Source organism: Actinoallomurus sp. CA-142502, from assembly GCF_050936355.1.
Taxonomy (GTDB): domain Bacteria; phylum Actinomycetota; class Actinomycetes; order Streptosporangiales; family Streptosporangiaceae; genus Actinoallomurus; species Actinoallomurus iriomotensis.
In genome coordinates, this window is record NZ_JBNJMY010000001.1 from 4,971,877 (window position 1) to 4,990,556 (window position 18,680).

Below are 18,680 nucleotides of genomic sequence, written 5' to 3' on the forward strand. Positions count from 1 at the left end.
CGTCTCCGGCGTGGTGCCTCAGGTGCGAATGGAGAAGGGGTCTCCGCTGGTCCCGGAAAGGTCGATCATCACGTTCTTGGTGGTCAGGTACTCGCTCAGCGCCTCGGCGCCGCGTTCCCGGCCGTAGCCGGACTTCTTCGTGCCGCCGAACGGAGCCTGCGCGGCGCTGGACCGGTAGGTGTTGACCCAGACGGTGCCGGCGACGATCCGCCTGGCGACCCGGTGGGCGCGGGTCAGGTCATTGGTCCACACGCCGGAGGCGAGGCCGAACTCGCTGTCGTTGGCGATGGCGACGGCCTCGTCCTCGTCGCTGAAGCGGATCGCGCTCAGCACGGGACCGAAGATCTCCTCACGTGCCAGCGGCGAGGCGTTGTCCACCTCGGCGAACACGGTCGGCCGGACGAACAGCCCGGCGCCCAGCTCCGGGTCGGCCAGGGGTTCCAGCCCGGTCAGGGCCACGGCGCCGCCGTCGGCGCCGTTCGTGATCGCCCGCCGGATCCGGTCGAACTGCGGGCGGTTCGCGACCGGGCCGAGCTGGGTGGGCTCGAGCATCGGGTCGCCGAGGCGGATCGCGCGGGCCCGCTCGGCCACCGCCGCGACCACCTTGTCGTAGACGGAGTCCTGCACGAGCAGCCGGCTGCCCGCGATGCAGGTCTGCCCGCCCGCCGCGAAGATCCCGGCCACCGCGCCGATCACTGCGCGGTCGAGATCGGCGTCGGCGAAGACGATGTTGGGCGACTTTCCGCCGAGCTCCAGCGTCACCGGCACGAGGTTCTTCGCGGCCGCCGTGGCGATGGCCTGCCCGGTCGGCACGCTGCCGGTGAAGCTGATCCGGTCGAGGCCGGGGTGCCCGGACAGGGCCTGCCCGGCGTCGGCCCCGCCCGTCACGATGTTCACCACGCCCGGCGGGAAGCCGGCCTCCTCGACCAGGTCCGCCATCGCCAGGGTGGTCAGCGACGCGTGCTCGGACGGCTTGATCACCACGCAGTTGCCCGCCGCCAGCGCCGGGGCGAGCTTGTTGGCCAGCAGCTGCATCGGGGAGTTCCACGCGGTGATCAGCGCGGCGACGCCGATCGGCTCGGCCGTCGTGTAGTCCAGCGTGTCCGGAGAGTCGAGCGGGATCGTGCGGCCGTACAGCTTGTCGGCGTAGCCGGCGAAGAACCGGTAGTTGCGGGCGGCGAACCGCGCCTGGTTGCTCGTCTCGCGCAGCAGCTTGCCGTTGTCGCTGGTCTCCAGCCGGGCGAAGTCACCGGCACGCTCGACCAGCAGGTCGGCCAGGCGGTGCAGCAGCTCCGCGCGGCGCACGCCGGGTGTGGTGGACCATCCGCCGTCGAAGGCCGCCCGCGCGGCGGCCACGGCGTCGGCGACGTCCGCCGGTGAGGCGTCGGGGATGCGGGCGATCTCCGTGCCCCGGAACGGGTCGGTGGCGGGCAGGGTCCGCCCGGCCGACGCGGGCACCCGTTGCCCGCCGATGAGCATCAACTGGTTCATGCGAGCCGCTCCGTACGGTCGTCGATCAGGGAAAGGGCGTCCAGCAGGTGCGGGACGAACAGCGGAGGGTTCTCGGCGTGCGGGAAGTGGCCGAGCCGGGGCATCACCGCGAACGCGGCGCCGGGGATCTTCTCCGCGGTGCGACGGGACATCTCCGCGGTGCACGAGTAGTCGTACTCCCCGGTCAGCATCACCACGGGGCAGCGGCCGGTGTCGATGCCGGCCACGCGGTCGGTGGCGTCCCAGTCCCCACTGTAGAAGAGGATGTCACCGGCGAATGTGCCGTGTCCGCCCTGGCTGTAGCCCCACCAGACCTCGGCGCGGTACTCGGCCGGGCTCTGCGGGGCCATCAGCCCGTCGACCCACTCCGGCACGAACAGCGTCTGGTCGACGCGCGGGTCGCGGGCCCAGGAGACCTGGCGGCCGGGCACCTTGTCGCTGGCCTCGCAGGCGACGACCCCGCCGAACCGGTCCGGGTGACGGAGCGCCAGCTCCAGGCAGATCTCCCCGGCCATCGAGGCGCCGACCACCACCGGGCGGTGCAGGCCCAGCGCGTCCGCCAGCGCCACCACCGTCTCGGCGTAGCGGTCCGTGGTCAGCGCGTACGTCCCCGGCGCCGCGCCGGGCGGCGGCGCCGAACGGCCGTGCCACGGCAGGTCGAAGGCGACCATGTGGCGGTTCGCGCGCAGCCGGTCGTCGTTCATCAGGTACGTGAACTGGCGGGAGTCGGCGCCGGCGGTGTGCAGGAAGATCATGTCCGGCCCCGTCCCCGACTCCTCGTAGAAGACGCGGTGCGGCACGCCGTCCAGCCGCACGGTCGTGTAGCCGCCGGTCGTGGCGTGCGCCTCGGGCAGCGGGCCGGCCACCGGCTCCGGCTCACCGGACGCGAGGGTCCGGCCGATCTCGAGCACCCGGCGTACGAGGTGCGCGTGCTGGGCGAAGGCGAGTTCGTCGCCGTGGATCTCCGTGCCGGGAACCCGCATGAGCATGCCGAAGAAGCTCTGGTACCAGGGCGGCGGGACGCGCTGGAAGAAGCGTTGCCAGGCGGCGTCGGGCGCCCGCAGCTCGAAGGCCGGCGCGCCGGACCCCGCTCCGAAGACGAAGTCGACACCGCAGGCCGTGAAGGACACCTCCGCGCCGGACGCGAGGGCCAGGCGCTCGTCCGTCGCGCAGGTCTCCCGCCAGAGCTTTCCGTCGATCATCTCGTCTCCTCGCACACCGTTGTATCCCTTTGTATACAGAGGCATGCCGTCCAAAGTCAACGGCATGTTTCCGGGTGAGAGCCGTTTACCTATATTCCTTGTCGGAAATACCAACTAAGCTGCTACGGTGACTCTTTCTCCAGCCAGGGCGGGTGCCGTGCGGCACCGCGTGCCCGTGGTCGCCATCGTCGGCGGAGGTGCGAGCGGCACCCTGACCGCCGTGCACCTGCTGCGCCGCGCGACCGGCTCCGGGGTGCCGCTCCGGGTCGCGCTGATCGACCGCGACGGGCGGCACGGCATGGGACAGGCGTACGCGACGACCGATCCCCGGCACCTCCTGAACGCCGGCGCGGCCGCGATGAGCGCCCTGGCCGACGACCCCGACCACCTGCGGCGCTGGACCGGGCGGGCCGGGCTGGAGGCGGCCGGATCGACCTTCATCCCACGGGGCGAGTACGGACGCTACCTGCGGGAACTGCTCGACGACGTGGCCGGCCGCACCCTCCCGGGCGGACGGCTGGCGCGGCTCACGGGCACGGTCACCGCGCTGAACCGGCCGGAGCCGTACGGGCCGGTGCGCGCGCACCTGGCGAACGGCGGCCGGATCGACGCCGACGCCGTCGTGCTCGCCACGGGCAACCGCCCGCCCGCCGCGGGACGGGTCACCGCGTACGGCCGCCGTCACATCGCCGATCCGTGGGCGCCCGGCGCGCTCGCCCCGATCCACGACGGCGCCCCGGTCCTCATCCTCGGCACCGGACTGACCATGGTCGACGTGGCGATCAGCGTGCTGGGCGCGCATCCGGACGCCGTGGTGTACGCGGTCTCGCGGCACGGTCTGCTGCCCCGGCGGCACCGATGTACGCCGGCGCCTCCGGTGGAGGCGCCCGTACCCGAGGGCGAGCTACGGCTGTCCGGTCTCCTCGCCGCGGTCCGCGCCGCCGTCACGGCGGCAGGCGGCGACTGGCACGGCGTGGTCGACGCCCTGCGGCCCCAGGTCCCGTCGCTGTGGGCACGCCTCAGCGTCGAGGACCGGCGCCGTTTCCTGACGCTGGTGGCCCGCTACTGGGAGGTCCACCGGCACCGCATTCCTCCCGCCACGGCCGACCGGATCGACGCGTTCCGCGCCGCCGGCCGTCTCCGGCTGCTGCGCGGACGGCTGCTGTCCGCCACGCCCGGCCCGGACGAGGTGACGGTCCGGCTCGATGAGGGCGGCGGCGAACGCGAACTGCGCGTCGGCTGGTTCGTGAACGGCACCGGCCCGGCCGCCGACGTCAGCGGCGACCCGCTCCTGTGCGGCCTCATCACCGCGGGGCTGGCGCGACCCGACCCGCTGCGACTCGGCCTGGACGCCGACGAGACCGGCGCGCTCCTCGACGGCGCGGGCCGGCCGCAGGAGAAGATCTTCGCTCTCGGTCCGCCGCTGCGCGGCCTGCGGTACGAGACCACGGCGATCCCGGAGATCCGGGCGCAGGCGGCGGCGCTCGCGCCGCACGTTCTCCACGCGGTCGCCGCCACGCCGGTTCCGGCCCAGGTCCGCCCGGCCGCGCGTACTCCGGCGACCCTTCACGACGGCTTCCCGGTGACGGGTTCCCGAGCGACGGCGGGCTGACCGGCGCCGCCGGGTCAGCGCAGCGTCGCCCGGACGGCCTGCCAGGCGGGGACGCTCAGGAGGGCACGCCACGAGGTGAACAGGTCGAGAAGCTCCGGCCCGTACCGGGCGTGAAGGTCGGGGTTCGCCCGCATGACGTCCAGCTCGTTCGCGGCGGTGAGCTCGGCGAAGTCCCGCCGCAGGGCGAGCGGCGGTTGCAGCACGGCTCCGGTGAAGCGGTCACGGAACGGCCCCGCGGGATCGGCGAGGCCGGGGTGGGAGAAACGGCGGTCGCAGCCGGCGTAGAAGTGGACGAGGCCTTCCGCCTCCTCGCCGATGAGGGCGGTCAGCTCGTCCCGGTGGTCCGGGTCGCCGAGCGCGGTGGCGAAGCCGTCGGTGCCGTAGTAGGCGTGACAGAGCCCGGCGAGGCGTAGCGCCGGCCGTGCGCCCCACTCCGCGAGCAGCGCGTGCACCCGCTCCAGATGGGCCAGCAGAGTGCCGCCCGGATGCGCGATCTCGGCCGCGCCGCGCGAGGCCAGCCTCTCGACCACGGGGGCGATCCGCGGCTCCTCGTCGGCGATGTCCGGCTCCGGATCGCGCGGGCGGTCGCACAGCATCGAGGTGACCCGCGCCGTGCAGACCCTGCGGTCCTGCTCGTCGGTGATGACGACGTCGCAGGTGACCAGCGTCCGCCCGGCGTGCGACACCGTGGCCACGGCCGTGACGTGGCCGGAGCCGGCGGGCCGGTGGTGGGTCGCGTTGATCTCGATGCCGACGGCCGTCCGGCCCGGACCCGCGTGGATCGCGGCGGCGCAGGAACCGACGGCCTCGGCGAGGGCGCACGACGCGCCGCCGTGCAGCACGCCGTACACCTGCGTGTTGCCCTCCACCGGCATCCGGGCGACCACCCGGCCGGTCGTGGCCTCCAGGTACTCGATGCCCAGCCGGCCGTCCAGCGGGCTGCTCGCGCCGCCGAGCTCCCGGCTCAGCCTCTCCAGCTCGTGCAGGGTCATGTCGCGTGTCCTCACTGACAAGTCGGTCGGCGCCCGCCCGCGACGCCACCGGTGCCGGTGACCGTACGCCCCGGGGTCGCCGGACGGCGCCGGACCGGCGCCACGAGCGGGTTGCCGCCACGGCCGCGGGCCCTGGGGCCCGGCCGTTGCCGCCATCCTCGAAGCCGGGTGTGGCCCGAGTCAATTCCTGGCTTTCCTGGGGATCACCCCAGCGATAGCTTGGGTCGGTGACTCTCGACGACCTGCGGGTGTTCATCGCCGTGTACGAGGCCGGAAATCTCAGCGCCGTCGCCCGCGCCCATTCCTGCACCCAGTCGGCGGTGAGCCAGCACGTCAAACGCCTCGAACGGGAGACCGGCGTGGCGCTGATCGAACGACGGCCCCGCGGCGTGGCGGCGACTCCGGCGGGACGGATCCTGTACGAGGCGGCGCTCGGCGGTATCGGCGCCCTCGACGTCGCGCTCCGGCGGCTCGGCGAGCTCCGCGACGGGCACGGCGGCACGGTCAGCGTCACCACCGGCGGCGTCACCGTACGCCACTTCATGGCCGGCGCGATCTCCGCCTTCCGCCACCGGTATCCGCACGTCGGCCTGGAGTTCCGTTCGGCCCAGTCGACGCGGCGATGCGTCGAGCTGCTGCACGGCGGGGGCGCCGACCTGGCGTGGGTCACCCTCGATCGGCCGTTGCCCCAGATCCGGCAGCGGCCGGTCGTCGACCTGCCCTGGGTGCTGGTGGTCCACGCCGACGATCCGCTGGCCGCGCGGGACTCGCTCGAGCCCGCCGACCTGGCGGCCATCCGCTACATCGCCCACCCGGAGAACTCGGCCTCCCGGCGCCGCCTGGAGGAGGACTTCATCCGGCTGGGGGCGGGCCCGCCCACACCGGCCGGGGTGGCCGACTGGGACACCGCGGTGCTGCTCGCCGAGCTCGGCATCGGCCATGCGATCCTGCCCGCCCTGCCGAGGCTCGTCACCCCGCCCGACAGCCCGATCCGCGCCGTTCCCATCCCCGCCCTGACCCCGCTCACCGTCGGCTGGGCCGTCCGCCAGTGGAACGTCCTCAGCCCTCTCGCCACCGAGTTCGCCGAGCTCGTCGCCGCCGACAACGGGTCGTGCCGTGACGGGGGCGAGGGGGAGACGTGAGCGTGGGGGACGATCTGGCCACGCCCCTGCGCGTGCTGGAGGGCGTCGCGGAGTTCGTCGTCACGACACGCGACCCGGTCTGCGGTGAGCGGCTCGTGCCGATGGGCCGGCGGCCGGCCGGTGACGGTTCCTACGTCCGGCGGCTCTCCGCGACCGGCGACGTCGCCCGCGGCGAAGGCGGTGCCGAACGAGTTCGGGCGGTGGGCCGCGGCCTCCCTGGAGACGGTCGCGTGGCGGGGCCGCCGGGTGCGTGTGCCACCGCTCGACCTGCGGCTCGCCATCGCCCGCCGGCGCGGCCTCACCGACCGCGCGGCGGTGATCCGCGGGCTGATGCGGTGACCCGGCGGTGTCGGGCGACCACCGTGAGGCTTTCGTCGGCTTGTACCAGATTTAGGTAAATTTCCGCCAGCGTGACCGACTCTGCTGCACAATGACGCCCGGTGCCAAGCCTCGCTGCCCGCCTCAGCGAGCCCCGTGCGCTGATCTCGCATGAGACGCGACGAGCAGAGGAGATGTCATGGCACGACGTGGCGGCCGCCCGCCCGTTCCCATCGCCGGGCTCTGGCGCGCCCTCGGACTGACCCTCGCCTCGGCGGTGGTCTGGGGCGTCGCCCACGTCGCGGCGGGACGCCGCGCCGCGGGGTTCTCGCTCATGGCCCTGCTCGGGTTGCTGGTGTTCGGCGCGGCAACGGCGGCGCTGGCCTTTCAGGAGCGGCTCAAGCAGATGGTGGTCCAGGGCGCCTGGCTGAACGCGATCGCCGCCGGCATCCTGCTGCTGGCCGTCGTCTGGGCGTTGATCGTGATCCGGTCCTTCCAGGTCGTGTGCCCGCGGGGGCTGCCGGGCGCGATGCGGGTCACCGCCGGCGCCCTCGTCGTGACCCTGGCGCTGGTGGTCTGCACCCCACTGGTGTACGCGGCGAACGCGACGTACGTGCTGCGCGACACGCTGTCGAGCATCTTCCCCGGCGACGACAAGTCCGGCGGGGCCGTCAACGCCGCCGACCCGTGGAAGAACCGGCCGCGCGTCAACATCCTGCTGCTGGGCGGGGACGGGGGTAAGGACCGCACCGGCATCCGCACGGACAGCATGACGGTCGCGAGCGTCGACACCAAGACCGGCAACACGGTGCTCCTCAGCCTTCCGCGCGCGCTCTACCGGTTCCAGGTGCCGCCGCGGCTGCGCTCGGTCTGGCCGAACGGCTACACGGGCGACTACCCGCCGAACGGCACCTGCCCGGCCGGCGCCTGCCTGCTCAACGAGCTGTACATCCAGGGCGAGAAGAGGCATCCCGAACTCGAGCCCGGCTACAAGAAGGGCCAGCGTGGCCCGCACCTGCTCGAGGAGGTCATCGGCTATCTCACCGGCCTGAAACTCGACTACTACGTGCTGGTCAACCTCGAGGGCTTCAGGGACATCGTGGACGCGATGGGCGGAGTCAAGGTGCACGTGCAGGCGTCGGCCGACGGGAAACCGCTCCCGATCGGCGGCGACCCGGACCGTGGGATCCCGCCGTCGGGCTACCTGACGCCCGGCTGGCACCACCTGGACGGCGAGCACGCCCTCTGGTACGGCCGTACCCGCCACGCGGACGACGACTTCCACCGCATGGACCGGCAGAAGTGCCTGATGCGGGACATCGCGAACCAGGCCGACCCGCAGAAGGTGGTCACCCACTTCGAGAAGCTGGCGAACGCGGCCAAGAGCACCATCTCCACCAACATCCCGGCCGCGCTCCTGCCCGCCCTGGTCAAACTGGCCGGCACGGTCAAGCGCGGCGCCGACATCAGCAGCCTCTCCTACGACCCGTCGAAGATCCCGGGGTTCCACACCGACCGGCCGGCGGACGCGGCGATCGTCTCGGTGATGCGCCGCGCGGCGGCCCAGGCCATCGCCAAGAGCGCTCAGCCACCCGCCCCGCCGGCGAGCACGACGCCCGGAGCGCGCCGGACACCGGCCGCCGGGAAGACGTCGTCCGGCGCGTCGGTCTCGCTGAAGAACGCCTGCTGAGGCCGCTCAGCCGCTCGTACGCGCGCGCAGCGCGTACGCGCCGGCGGCCAGGGTGCCCGCGCACAGCGCGGCGGAACTGAGGCCGAGCGACCAGTGCACGCCGATGGCGGCGGCGGCGAGGCCGACGGTGAAGCCGCTTCCGGCCCGCAGCCCGTTCGCGGACATGCCGTACAGGCCGATGACCCGGCCGCGGTCGGCGGCGGACGCGCGCAGCTGTACGACGGTCTGCCCGATCGACATCGACGCCAGGTTGGCCACCCCGCCGGCCACCAGCAGCAGCACGGCGAGCGGATAGCTGGTGGTGGTGGCGAAGAACAGGCTGGTCACGCCGTAGATCGTGGTGCTGATGACGGCGGCCTTGGCGGTCGGCCGGATGCGGCCGGTGACCTCGAGCAGGATGCCGCCGATGACGCCGCCCGCGCCGTTGGCGAACAGCAGGATCCCGTACGCCGCCCCCGCGCTGCCGGCCCCGAGGTCGTGGGCGAAGATCGGCATCACCGACTGCAGCGAGGCGCCGACGAAGAACGACCCGAGCCCGGCCAGGATGATCATGCTGACCATGGTGTGGTCGGAGCGAACGTCGCGCAGGACGCGCAGCGAGCCGAGGACGCCGACCCGCGGCCGGGCCGCACCCTGGTCTCGGGTGTGACCGGTGAACCGGGTGCGGAACAGGAACAGGGCCAGCGGCAGGTAGAACGCCACGTTGGCGAAGATGCCGGCGGTGGGGCCGAGCCCGAGCAGCAGCGCCGAGCCGACGACCGGGCCGAACAGGACGCCGAGGCTGCGGAAGGTCGCGTTGAGCCGTACCGCGCTGGGCAGTTCGTCGCGGCCGGCGAAGTCGTGCAGCATCAGCTGTTCGGCGGGCGCCCACAGCGAGCCCGCGCACCCGTGCAGCACGAGCAGCAGGCAGGCCTCCCACACGCGCAGCGATCCGGTGAGGAAGAGCACGCCCCAGGCGATGGAGACGAACATGAACAGCGCCTGCGCGCCCTGGATGAGACGGCGGCAGTCGTACCGGTCGGCCCAGGAGCCGAACAGGACCGACAGCAGCAGGAAGGGCACCCAGTGGCTGATGACCTCGAAGCCGGTCAGCGCGGGGGAGTGGAACTTCTGCCACAGCACCCAGTACGTGATGACGTGCTCGATGTTGTCGGCCATCATCGCCAGGCCGGCGCCGAACAGGTACGGGCGGCAGTCGCGGTTTCGCAGGGCCGCGAATCTCGGCACGGCGCGGCCGCCCGCCGGGGAGCCGGTCGCGAGGTCCGGCTCGGGTGGGATGACGGCCGGTCGGCCGGTCCCGGCTTCGGGCATGTGGGTGGGGATGCCGCAGGCGGCGCACATGGGGATACCTCACGCCGATGGTCGGGGGGATGGGTTGCCGCGGCGCCGGGTCGGCGTTTCCCACTTACGGCTCACGGTGACTCGTAAGTCAACGTATCATAGCGAGACATGGTGTCTCGCTACACTCGCGGTGTGGTCCTCAACACCGACCCGGCCGCGCCCGGCGCCCGGATGGGGCGGCCCCGGAGCGAGCGCGCCCGCCGGGCGGTGCTCCACGCCGTCGACGACCTCCTGGTCGACGTCGGCTACGCGGCGATGACGATGAAGGGCATCGCCGAGCGGGCCGGCGTGGGGCGGCAGACGGTGTACCGGTGGTGGTCCACCAAGGCCGAGATCCTCCTGGAGGCGTGCCTCACCGACGCCCGTGAGGAACTCGTCGTCCCGCCGCACGCGGACCCGGCCGGCGACCTGCTCGCCTACCTGACCGCCCTGACCGAGTTCCTCACCACCTCGCCTCCGGGGCTCGCCTACCGGGCGCTGGTCGGCGAGGCGCAGCACGATCCCGCCGTACGCGAGCTGGTCCACGGCGCCGACCTGCTGACCGAGAGCGCCCGCGGCGTCCTCGACCGCGTCCGCCGGAGCGCGCCGGACATGCCGGAGACCGCCCTGAGCGCCGCTCAGCTCGCCGGCCCGGTCGTCACGCGGATCCTCACGACGCCCGCGCCGCTGCCGGAGCCGCTGCTCGAAGCCCACGTCGCGTCGCTCCTGCGCGCCTGGGGACGCTGACCGGGGAGGTCTCCTCTCGGCGGTCGCTCAGGCCTGGCGCAAACGTTCGCTGCGGTCCTGGAGGCGGTCGATCAGCTCCGACGCCTCGGCCTTGGACAGCCCTCCGGGCACCTCCTCTCCCGCCTCGCGGGCGAGAGTTCGCAGGTACGACTCCTGTGGACCGGTCATCGGCTCGTCGCCGGTGGCCCAGTCGCCGGGATCCTTCTCCACGGGTCCGTGGCTCATCGTCATCACTCCTTCGAACTGAGGTTCGAACCCCTACCCCCCTGCGCGGCGGCCCTAACCTCTCGGCGCCTCGAAGGAGGGTGGGGCCAGCACCACCATGGGAGCGGTGGTACACGCACCCCGGTACGGGTGCTGACCGGCTGGGACGCCGAGCCCGCCGTTCCTACGGTTTCAGTCAACCGATCACGGCCTCCGAACCCCGGAGGGGCGGGTGCGCCCCGGCGCCGTACCGAGGAGATATCGATGACCCTGACATCCGACGTCACCGTGGCCCGGAGCGGGTTCGCGCCACTGGTCCAGCAGATCCGCGCCCACGGGCTGCTGGACCGCCGCCGAGGCCGCTACGCGTGGCTGATCGGGCTGGACCTGCTCGCCTATGGCGCGGTCTGGGTCGCGGTCGCGCTGACCGGCGTCTCGTGGTGGCAGGCCGTGCTGGTGCTGCCGGCGGCCTTGTTCACGACACGCCTGTACTTCATCGGGCACGACGCCGGGCACGGGCAGATCGCGGCCACGCGGCGGGCCAACCGGCTGCTGGGCCTCCTCGTCGGGAACCTGGGGCTCGGGCTGAGCTACGGCTGGTGGACCGACAAGCACAACCGGCACCACGCCAACCCCAACCACCAGGACAAGGACCCGGACGTCAGCCCGGGCGTCCTCGTCTGGTCCACGGACCAGGCGGCCGGCCGCCGAGGCGCGTTCACCCGCTGGTTCACCCGCAACCAGGGCCGGCTGTTCGTTCCCCTGCTGCTTCTGGAGGGCATCAACCTCAAGGTGAGCAGCGTCCGGTACATCGTGGGCCGCTGCCGTCGCGGCGACCGGCGCGGGCAGGCGTGGGTCGAGGCGCTGCTGCTGTGCGCGCACTTCGGTGGTTACCTCGGGCTGCTGTTCACCGTGCTGTCGCCGGGCGCGGCGATCGCGTTCGTCCTCGCGCACCAGGCGCTGCTCGGCCTCCACCTCGGCTGCGCGTTCGCCCCGAACCACAAGGGCATGCCGATGCCGGGACCGGGGGAGCGCTGGGACCACCTGCGCAAGCAGGTCCTCACCTCGCGGAACGTCCGCGGGGGCGCGGTGACCGACTGGTTCCTCGGCGGCCTGAACTACCAGATCGAGCACCACCTGTTCCCGAGCATGCCGCGCCCTCACCTGAGGCGCGCGCAGCCGCTCGTCCGCGAGCACTGCCGCCTCGTCGGCCTCCCGTACACCGAGGAGGGGCCCATCGAGTCCTACGTCACGGCGCTCCGCCACCTGCACGCCGTCGGTGGTGGCGCAAAGGCGGCCTGACCAGGGGGGATACCATGTGGGATGGCTTGCGAGTCCGCCCAACGAGGGAGCGTTCGCGATGGGTGTCCTCTGATTCCCGGCGATCGTCCTGGGGACCGTCGGCGTCACGGTCAGGGGGCTCTCCCAACTCCTCGCCATCGGGGCGCTGATCCTCCTGATCGACATCGTCGGCGGCCTCCGGTTCGGCCGCCGGCGTGGTCCCCGCTCCGCGCGCCGACGGCGCGGCCCACACGAGGGAGCGGGGGAACGGGAGACCAGATGAGCCGCCCGCCGGCCCGATCTCACACTGAGGCGCGTCCGCTGCCCGGATCCGCGGACGGGACCCGTCAGACGCCACCGAGGAGGGCGGCGAGCCGCCGGAAGACGCCGGGCGCCGCGCCCCTGAGCCGGGCGGGCGCCTCCAGCCAGCCCGGCACGTACACCTCGGCCCGCTCGCGCTCGACCGCGCCGACGATGGCCCGTGCCACCCGCGCGGCCGGCACCGGGACGGGCCGGGACCGCTCGTACGGCGCGCCGCGCCGGTCGAAGAAGGGCGTGTCCACGACGCCGGGAAGCACCACGGACACGCCGACGGCCGTCTCGGCGCGCAGCGCCTCGGCGAAGGCGATCAGGCCGGCCTTCGCGGCGGAGTACACCGCCTCGCCCGGCACACCGACGACGCCCGCGATGGAGGCCACGAACACGAGGTGGCCGCGGCCCCGGGCGACCATTCCCGGCAGCAGGAGCCGCGTCAGCCGCATCGGTGCGGCGAGGTCGACGGCCAGCAGGTCGTCGATGGTCCGTTCCGGCATGGTGGCGAACGCTCCGGCCCAGCCCGCCCCGGCGTTGGCCACGAGCACGTCGACCGGCCCCGCCTCGGACGCGAGCGCCGTGGCGCCGGCCGGCAGGTCGGCGGCGATCGCCCGCCCGCCGGTCTCGGCCGCCACCGCGTCCAGGGCCGCGCGGTTCCGCCCGGTCAGCAGCAGCCGCGCCTGGGCGTCCGCCATCGCCCGTGCGGTCGCCGCGCCGATGCCGGAGGAGGCGCCCGTGATCAGTACCAGGCGGTCGTCGAGCCTCATGAGCCGATCCTGCCCACCCGTGCGGCGATGCTCACGGACCGGCTGACCGGCGGCCCGGCCCAATGAAGATCTTTTTCGCGCTGGCGGCGGCCGTCCTCATCGGAATCGGCTTCGTCGCCCAGCAGCACGCCGCCTACCGGGAGCCGCTCGGCGAGATGCTGCACCTGAAGCTGCTCAGCCATCTGGCGCGCAACCGCCTGTGGCTGCTGGGCATCGCGGCGATGGTCTGCGGCCAGGTGCTGGGCGCGACCGCCCTGGACGAGTCCGACGTGTCCTCGGTCGAGCCGATCCTGGCCACCAACCTGCTGTTCGCGCTGGTCTTCGCCCACGTTCTGTACCGCGAGCCGTTGAACCGCAGGGTCTGGCAGGGCGGTCTCCTCGTGACGGCCGGGTCCGGGCTGTTCCTCGCCTTCGGCCGCCCCCATGCCGGGCAGCCCCCGGGCCCGGAGTCGACGCGCTGGCTCGTCGCCGCAGTCGTCGTCGTCCTCGTGGTGTTGCTCGTGCTGACGGCGCGGCCACGGTCGCTGCGTACGAAGGCCATGCTGCTCGCCGCGTCCGCCGGAATGCTGTGGGGCATCCAGGACGTGCTGACCCGCGGCTCCCTGCTCGTGCTCGGGCACGGCGTGGGCGGACTGGTGCGGAGCTGGCTGCCCTACGGGATGATCCTCGTCGCGGTCGCCGGGCTGCTGCTCGCCCAGAGCGCCTTCGACGCCGCCCCGCTGCGGATCTCGCTGCCCGCCGCGACCGCGGCCGAACCGCTGATCGGCATCATCCTGGGCATCTTGATCTTCTACGAGCGCGTCCGGACCACCCCGGAGGCCCTTGCCGCGATGGTCGCCGGTCTGCTGATGATGGTCGGCGGCATCGTCGTCCTCGGCCGGTCGCCGTACCTGGGCAAGCGGGAGACGGTCGAGACGGAGAGGCAGCGATGATCGCGGTCGCGCTGGCCGTGCTGGCCGCCGCGAGCAACGCACTCGCGTCCGTGCTCCAGCGGCGTGCGGCGCGTACGGCCCCGGCGGGCCAGGCGTTCCGGCTCGGCCTCATCGCCTACCTCATCCACCGGCCCGCGTGGCTCGGCGGCATCGCCGCGCTCATCGGCGGGTTCGCGTTCCAGGCCGGCGCTCTCCTGTTCGGCGGGCTCGCCCTGGTCCAGCCGATCCTCGTGGTGGAGCTTCCGATCACGATGATGTTCATCGGCTGCGTGTTCCGCGTCCGGCTGGACCGGCGGTCGTGGCTGGCCGTCGGCGTGCTCACCGGGGGGCTGGTGATGCTCCTGCTGGGGGCCATGCCGTCGGAGGGCCACCAGGTCCCCAGCCGGATGCTGTGGGCGGTCGCCACCCTCGTCACGCTCGGGCTGGTCGCCCTTCTGCTGACGGTGGCGCGGCTGGCGACCGGCGCGGGCCGCGCCGCGATCCTCGGGGTCGCGGCCGGCCTGGGCTTCTCCTTCACCGCCGCGCTGATGAAGCAGGCCGTGCGCGAGGTGGAACGGCCGTCCACTCTGTTCACGACCTGGACGGTGTACGCCATGGTCCTGGCCGGGCTGGTCAGCCTCTTCCTGCTGCAGAACGCCTTCCAGAGCGGGCCGCTCGTCGCCGTGCAACCGGCGCTGACCGTCGCCGACCCGGTCGCGAGCATCGGGTACGGCGTGGGCCTGTTCGGCGAGACCATCCGACTGGGCGCCTGGTCGGTGCTGGAGCTGTTCGCCGTCGGGCTGATCGTGTACGGCAGCACGCTGCTGTCCCAGTCGCCGCCGCTCCGCCGGCAGAAGGTCATGGCAGCAGGCACCTGAGCAGGTCCTCCACCGGCCGCCGCTCGAACAGGGCGCCCGCCCGCTTGAGCCGCCGGCCGCGTTCGAGGGGCGACCGCAGCCGGTCCAGCGAGGCGAGCAGCTCCGCGCCGTCCCGCGCGTGGACGCCCACCCCGGCGCGCGCCATCGCCCGCGCGCCCGCCAGACCGTGCCCGGGGATCGGCCGGTAGCAGATCACCGGGACCCCGGCGGCGACCGCCTCCTCGCAGGTCAGCCCGGACGCGTTGTCGATGACCGCGTACGAGGCGGCCATCAGCTCGGGCACGTCCTCACGCCAGCCGAGCGCGACACAGCCGCCGGTACGGTCCAGGCTCCGGCGCAGCCGCCGGTTCGCCCCGCACAGGACGACCGGCAGATAGCGGCCCGAGTCCGACAGCACCCGCGTCGTCTCCTCGACCCGGCCCACGCCCCACGACCCGGCGGTGACGAGCACGCGCGGCCGGCCACCGGGCGCGAGCGCCGGCGCGGCGCGGAGGCGCCGGAACTCCGGCCGTACGACGGGCGCGTGACACCACGCCGGGCGTCCGGTCGCCGCCCGTACCTCGCGGACGGCGGCGGGCGTCAGGCACAGGTGGCCGTCGTTGCCCGGATGCAGCCAGAGCCCGTGGACCGCGAAGTCGGTCACCATCACCAGGCTCGGCACCGGGAGCCGGCCGTGCGCGCGCAGGTGCCCGGCGGCCTGCGCGGCCACGTGGAACGTCGAGATCAGCGCGGACGGCGCCCGCCGGCGGACCAGGTCCTCCAGCCGCGCCGCGACCAGGGCGGTGAGCGGCGAGATCGCGGGTGCGCGCGGCGAGGCGAAGAAGACCCGGTAGATCCCGGCGTACAGCCACGGCGCGTGACGCACGGTCCAGCCGTACCCGCGGCGCATCCCGTGTCCTGACCGCAGCGGCAGCAGGTCGAGGACGTCGGTCACCTCGGCGTCGATCCCCATCGTGGTCAGGCGGCGCGCGAGCTCGCCCGCGACCCGGTCGTGCCCCGCGCCCATCCCCGCACTCAGGATCAGCACGGGTCGGGTCGACACCGGCGGGCCCTTTCCGCAGACTGGAGACCGTGGGGCACGCGCCGATCGCGATCGCGGCGGCCGCGGTCGCCGCGGTCCACGTCGCGCCGGCCGCGACCTGGCTGCCGGCCGTCCGCCGCGCCTTTCCCGGGCTGGCCGGGACCGGCGCCGCCGACCACGTCGCCCTGACCTTCGACGACGGGCCCGATCCGCGCTCGACGCCGTGTTTCCTGGACGAGCTGCGACGGCTCGGCTGCTCGGCGACCTTCTTCGTGCTGGGCGAACTGCTCGAACGCCATCCCGGCCTCGGCCGCCGCCTCGTCGCGGAGGGCCATGAGGTCGCCGTCCACGGCTGGCGGCACCGGTACGCCCTCACCACCCGGCCCGGCCGGACCGCGGCCGAGATCCGCGCGACCGCCGCGCTGGTCACCGAGGTCACCGGGGCACGCCCGTCGTGGTACCGCCCGCCCTACGGCGTGCTCAGCGCCGAGGCCCTCGCACAGGCCGGCCGGTGCGGCCTGCGGCCGGTGCTGTGGAGCGCGTGGGGCCGGGACTGGACGGCCGACGCCTCCCCCCGGTCGGTGCTGGCGACGCTGGAGCCGGACCTGCGAGGCGGGGCCACCGTCCTGCTGCACGACTCCGACCACACCGCCGCTCCCGGAGCGTGGCGGTCGGCGCTCGGCGCCCTGCCGGAGCTCGTGGGCCGCTGCCGCGCGGCCGGTCTTCGCGTGGGGGCGCTGCGGGACCACGAAGTGGTCTGACCGGCCGCCGGGCGGTCGCCGGACGCCACCGCGAGACCGGCGCGCGAATCGTTGGCCCGGACTTGGTTTCGCATTTACCATAAGCGTGCCATTCGCATCCGATAATGCGTTGTCTAAATTGGGTAATGTGCAGGGTGCTGGTCTGCGTCTGAGTTTATTCGACGGCATGCCGGAGATCATTCCTTCATGCTGTCCAGCGTGCCCACCAGGCGAGATGTCGTGCGCAAGGCCCGGCACGAGAACTTTCCCGTCGCCTCACGCCTGCTGCCACGCCGTTATCGCGGCCACCTTATGAACGTTTATTTGTTCGCTCGTTCGGTGGACGACGCCGGGGATGAGTCCGCACCCGCGTGGCGGCTTTCGTACCTCGACGCGATCGACGCCGACCTCACGCGCCTCTACGCGGGGTCGGCGCCGCGTCTGCCCTTCGTCCGCGCGCTCGCCGGCACGGTCGAGGCCTGCGCGATCCCGCCGGAACCGTTCCGCCGGCTCGTGGAGGCCAACCGCCGGGACCAGTCGGTGTCGCGGTACACCACCTACGACGAGCTGCTCGGCTACTGCGAGCTGTCCGCCAACCCGGTCGGGCACATTGTCCTGCACGTCTTCGGCCGGGCCGACCCGTCGCGGTTCGCCCTGTCGGACCACGTCTGCACGGCGCTGCAGATCATCGAGCACTGCCAGGACGTCGCCGAGGATCACGCGCGGGGCCGGGTCTACCTGCCGGCCGAGGACCTGCGCCGCTTCGGCGCCACCGAGGAGGACCTGGTCCGGGCGCCGACGTCCGTGCCGCTGCGCCGGGTCCTGGCGCTGCAGACCGGCCGGGCGAAGGCCCTGCTGGACTCCGGCGGACCGCTCGCGGCCTCGCTGACCGGGTTCGCGCGGTTCGCGGTGGCGGGGTACGTCGCCGGCGGGCGCGCCGCCGTCGCGGCGCTCGAACGGGCCGACCACGACGTGGTGGGCCGGGCCGTACGCCCCGCCACCCGCAGGCTGCTGGCCGAATGGCCGGTGGCGGCCGTGGGCCGCACGGCACTGGGACGAGAGGCGGCACGGTGAGCACGGCCGAGGCCTACCGGCACTGCGAGCAGGTCGTCCGTGAACGGGCGCGCAACTTCGCCTACGGCATCCGCCTGCTGCCGCCCGCCAAGCGCCGCGCGCTCAGCGCGGTGTACGCCTTCGCCCGCCGCATCGACGACATCGGGGACGGCAGCGGGCCCGCCGCCCAGCGGCTGACGCGTCTGTCCGAGGCCCGCACCGCGCTGCACCGGGCCGAGCCGGACCCGGGCGACCCCGTGCTGGTCGCCCTGCGCGACGCCGCGCGGCGGTTCCCGATCCCGGTGCGCGTCTTCGACGAGCTGATCGACGGCTGCGCGGCGGACGTCGAGGGCGTGTCGTACGAGCGGTTCGGCAGCCTGCTGGCCTACTGCCGGTGCGTCGCCGGGTCCGTCGGGCGGCTGTCGCTCGGCGTCTTCGGCACCTCCGACCCCGACACGGCCGAGCCGCTGGCGGACGCGCTCGGCGTAGCGCTGCAGATCACCAACATCCTGCGCGACATCCGTGAAGACCGGCTCGCGGGCCGGATCTACCTGCCCGCGGAGGACCTGGAGCGGTTCGGGTGCACGCTCGACATGGACGCGGCCGGCGAGTTCACCGACCCGCCGGACCGGCTCGCCGCGCTCATCCGCTTCCAGGCCGAACGCGCGCGCACCTGGTACGAGCACGGAGACCGGCTGGTGCCGATGCTCGATCGCCGCAGCGCCGCCTGTACGGCGGCGATGGCCGGGATCTACCGGCGCCTGCTGGCGCGCATCGCCACCGACCCCGCCGGGGCGCTCAGCACCCGCCTGTCGCTGTCGCGCTGGGACAAGACCATGGTCGCCGCCCGCTCGCTCACCGGGGCGCAACTATGACCGAGCGAAGCGAGGGAGTCAAAAGGCGCGGCCCTGTGGTCACGTCCTCCGACGGAGGAGGGCCCGTGACCGAGCGGAGCGAGGGAGTCGAAAGGCGCGGCCCTGTGGTCACGTCCTCCGACGG

The 18,680-nt window shown here is 73.5% G+C and carries 18 protein-coding genes; 11 read left to right on the plus strand and 7 right to left on the minus strand.

Annotated elements, in window-relative coordinates:
* Positions 1-18: 18 nt before the first annotated feature.
* Both ACQEV1_RS23720 and ACQEV1_RS23725 read right to left on the minus strand, forming a co-directional pair.
* Complete coding sequence (locus ACQEV1_RS23720) at positions 19-1,491, minus strand: aldehyde dehydrogenase (protein WP_285619117.1); 1,473 nt, start codon at positions 1,489-1,491, stop codon at positions 19-21.
* Positions 1,488-2,693, minus strand: coding sequence for an alpha/beta fold hydrolase (locus ACQEV1_RS23725; protein WP_433396180.1), 1,206 nt, complete (start codon positions 2,691-2,693; stop codon positions 1,488-1,490). Before ACQEV1_RS23725 ends, ACQEV1_RS23720 begins: the two co-directional genes overlap by 4 nt.
* Positions 2,694-2,820: 127 nt before the next feature.
* Between ACQEV1_RS23725 and ACQEV1_RS23730 the strand changes: the two genes are divergently transcribed.
* Positions 2,821-4,305 (plus strand): FAD/NAD(P)-binding protein, encoded by a 1,485-nt coding sequence (locus ACQEV1_RS23730; protein ID WP_433396182.1) that lies wholly within the window; start codon positions 2,821-2,823, stop codon positions 4,303-4,305.
* Between the two features lie 14 nt (positions 4,306-4,319).
* On the opposite strand, the gene ACQEV1_RS23735 is transcribed toward ACQEV1_RS23730, so the two are convergent.
* Positions 4,320-5,297, minus strand: a complete 978-nt coding sequence (locus ACQEV1_RS23735; RefSeq protein ID WP_433396184.1) for a PaaI family thioesterase — start codon at positions 5,295-5,297, stop codon at positions 4,320-4,322.
* A gap of 227 nt (positions 5,298-5,524) precedes the next feature.
* Here ACQEV1_RS23735 and ACQEV1_RS23740 point away from each other — a divergent pair, with 227 nt between their 5' ends.
* The 3 genes from ACQEV1_RS23740 (at position 5,525) to ACQEV1_RS23750 (ending at position 8,447) form a co-directional block, all read left to right on the plus strand.
* A complete protein-coding gene (locus tag ACQEV1_RS23740; protein WP_433396186.1) occupies positions 5,525-6,439 on the plus strand; it encodes a LysR family transcriptional regulator in 915 nt (304 codons plus the stop codon).
* A 180-nt stretch (positions 6,440-6,619) separates the two neighbouring features.
* Entirely contained in the window at positions 6,620-6,778 is a 159-nt protein-coding gene (locus tag ACQEV1_RS23745; protein WP_433396187.1) for a hypothetical protein, read from the plus strand.
* A 178-nt stretch (positions 6,779-6,956) separates the two neighbouring features.
* Positions 6,957-8,447, plus strand: coding sequence for an LCP family protein (locus ACQEV1_RS23750; protein ID WP_433396188.1), 1,491 nt, complete (start codon positions 6,957-6,959; stop codon positions 8,445-8,447).
* A gap of 6 nt (positions 8,448-8,453) precedes the next feature.
* Here ACQEV1_RS23750 and ACQEV1_RS23755 read toward each other — a convergent pair whose 3' ends face one another.
* Positions 8,454-9,788 carry an MFS transporter gene (locus ACQEV1_RS23755; protein WP_433396189.1) on the minus strand — a complete coding sequence of 445 codons (1,335 nt, stop codon included), beginning with the start codon at positions 9,786-9,788 and terminating at the stop codon, positions 8,454-8,456.
* 108 nt (positions 9,789-9,896) lie between these two features.
* Here ACQEV1_RS23755 and ACQEV1_RS23760 point away from each other — a divergent pair, with 108 nt between their 5' ends.
* The gene (locus tag ACQEV1_RS23760; RefSeq protein ID WP_285619102.1) at positions 9,897-10,514 is read left to right on the plus strand and encodes a TetR/AcrR family transcriptional regulator; all 618 of its coding nucleotides are present in this window, start codon (positions 9,897-9,899) and stop codon (positions 10,512-10,514) included.
* Between the two features lie 27 nt (positions 10,515-10,541).
* Here ACQEV1_RS23760 and ACQEV1_RS23765 read toward each other — a convergent pair whose 3' ends face one another.
* The gene (locus ACQEV1_RS23765) at positions 10,542-10,739 is read right to left on the minus strand and encodes a DUF3072 domain-containing protein (protein ID WP_433396192.1); all 198 of its coding nucleotides are present in this window, start codon (positions 10,737-10,739) and stop codon (positions 10,542-10,544) included.
* 243 nt (positions 10,740-10,982) lie between these two features.
* On the opposite strand from ACQEV1_RS23765, the gene ACQEV1_RS23770 reads away from it, so the two are divergent.
* A complete protein-coding gene (locus tag ACQEV1_RS23770; protein WP_433396194.1) occupies positions 10,983-12,020 on the plus strand; it encodes a fatty acid desaturase family protein in 1,038 nt (345 codons plus the stop codon).
* 326 nt (positions 12,021-12,346) lie between these two features.
* Here the strand turns inward: ACQEV1_RS23770 and ACQEV1_RS23775 are convergent, their stop codons facing one another.
* Complete coding sequence (locus ACQEV1_RS23775) at positions 12,347-13,078, minus strand: SDR family NAD(P)-dependent oxidoreductase (RefSeq protein WP_285581222.1); 732 nt, start codon at positions 13,076-13,078, stop codon at positions 12,347-12,349.
* 62 nt (positions 13,079-13,140) lie between these two features.
* On the opposite strand from ACQEV1_RS23775, the gene ACQEV1_RS23780 reads away from it, so the two are divergent.
* Together ACQEV1_RS23780 and ACQEV1_RS23785 are read left to right on the plus strand one after the other, a co-directional pair.
* Positions 13,141-14,010 carry a DMT family transporter gene (locus ACQEV1_RS23780; protein ID WP_285619098.1) on the plus strand — a complete coding sequence of 290 codons (870 nt, stop codon included), beginning with the start codon at positions 13,141-13,143 and terminating at the stop codon, positions 14,008-14,010.
* Entirely contained in the window at positions 14,007-14,867 is an 861-nt protein-coding gene (locus ACQEV1_RS23785) for a DMT family transporter (RefSeq protein WP_285581225.1), read from the plus strand. The genes ACQEV1_RS23780 and ACQEV1_RS23785 overlap by 4 nt, the downstream gene beginning before the upstream one ends.
* Here ACQEV1_RS23785 and ACQEV1_RS23790 read toward each other — a convergent pair.
* Entirely contained in the window at positions 14,848-15,909 is a 1,062-nt protein-coding gene (locus ACQEV1_RS23790) for an MGDG synthase family glycosyltransferase (protein ID WP_433396197.1), read from the minus strand. The two genes, ACQEV1_RS23785 and ACQEV1_RS23790, sit on opposite strands and share 20 nt — an antisense overlap.
* 29 nt (positions 15,910-15,938) lie before the next feature.
* Here ACQEV1_RS23790 and ACQEV1_RS23795 point away from each other — a divergent pair, with 29 nt between their 5' ends.
* From ACQEV1_RS23795 to hpnD, 3 genes are all read left to right on the plus strand, one after another.
* Positions 15,939-16,649: a polysaccharide deacetylase family protein gene (locus tag ACQEV1_RS23795; RefSeq protein ID WP_285619096.1), complete on the plus strand. Its 711-nt coding sequence runs from the start codon at positions 15,939-15,941 to the stop codon at positions 16,647-16,649.
* 186 nt (positions 16,650-16,835) lie between these two features.
* Complete coding sequence (gene hpnC / locus ACQEV1_RS23800) at positions 16,836-17,702, plus strand: squalene synthase HpnC (protein ID WP_433396199.1); 867 nt, start codon at positions 16,836-16,838, stop codon at positions 17,700-17,702.
* Positions 17,699-18,556: a presqualene diphosphate synthase HpnD gene (gene hpnD, locus ACQEV1_RS23805; RefSeq protein WP_433396201.1), complete on the plus strand. Its 858-nt coding sequence runs from the start codon at positions 17,699-17,701 to the stop codon at positions 18,554-18,556. The genes hpnC and hpnD overlap by 4 nt, the downstream gene beginning before the upstream one ends.
* Positions 18,557-18,680 lie beyond the last annotated feature (124 nt).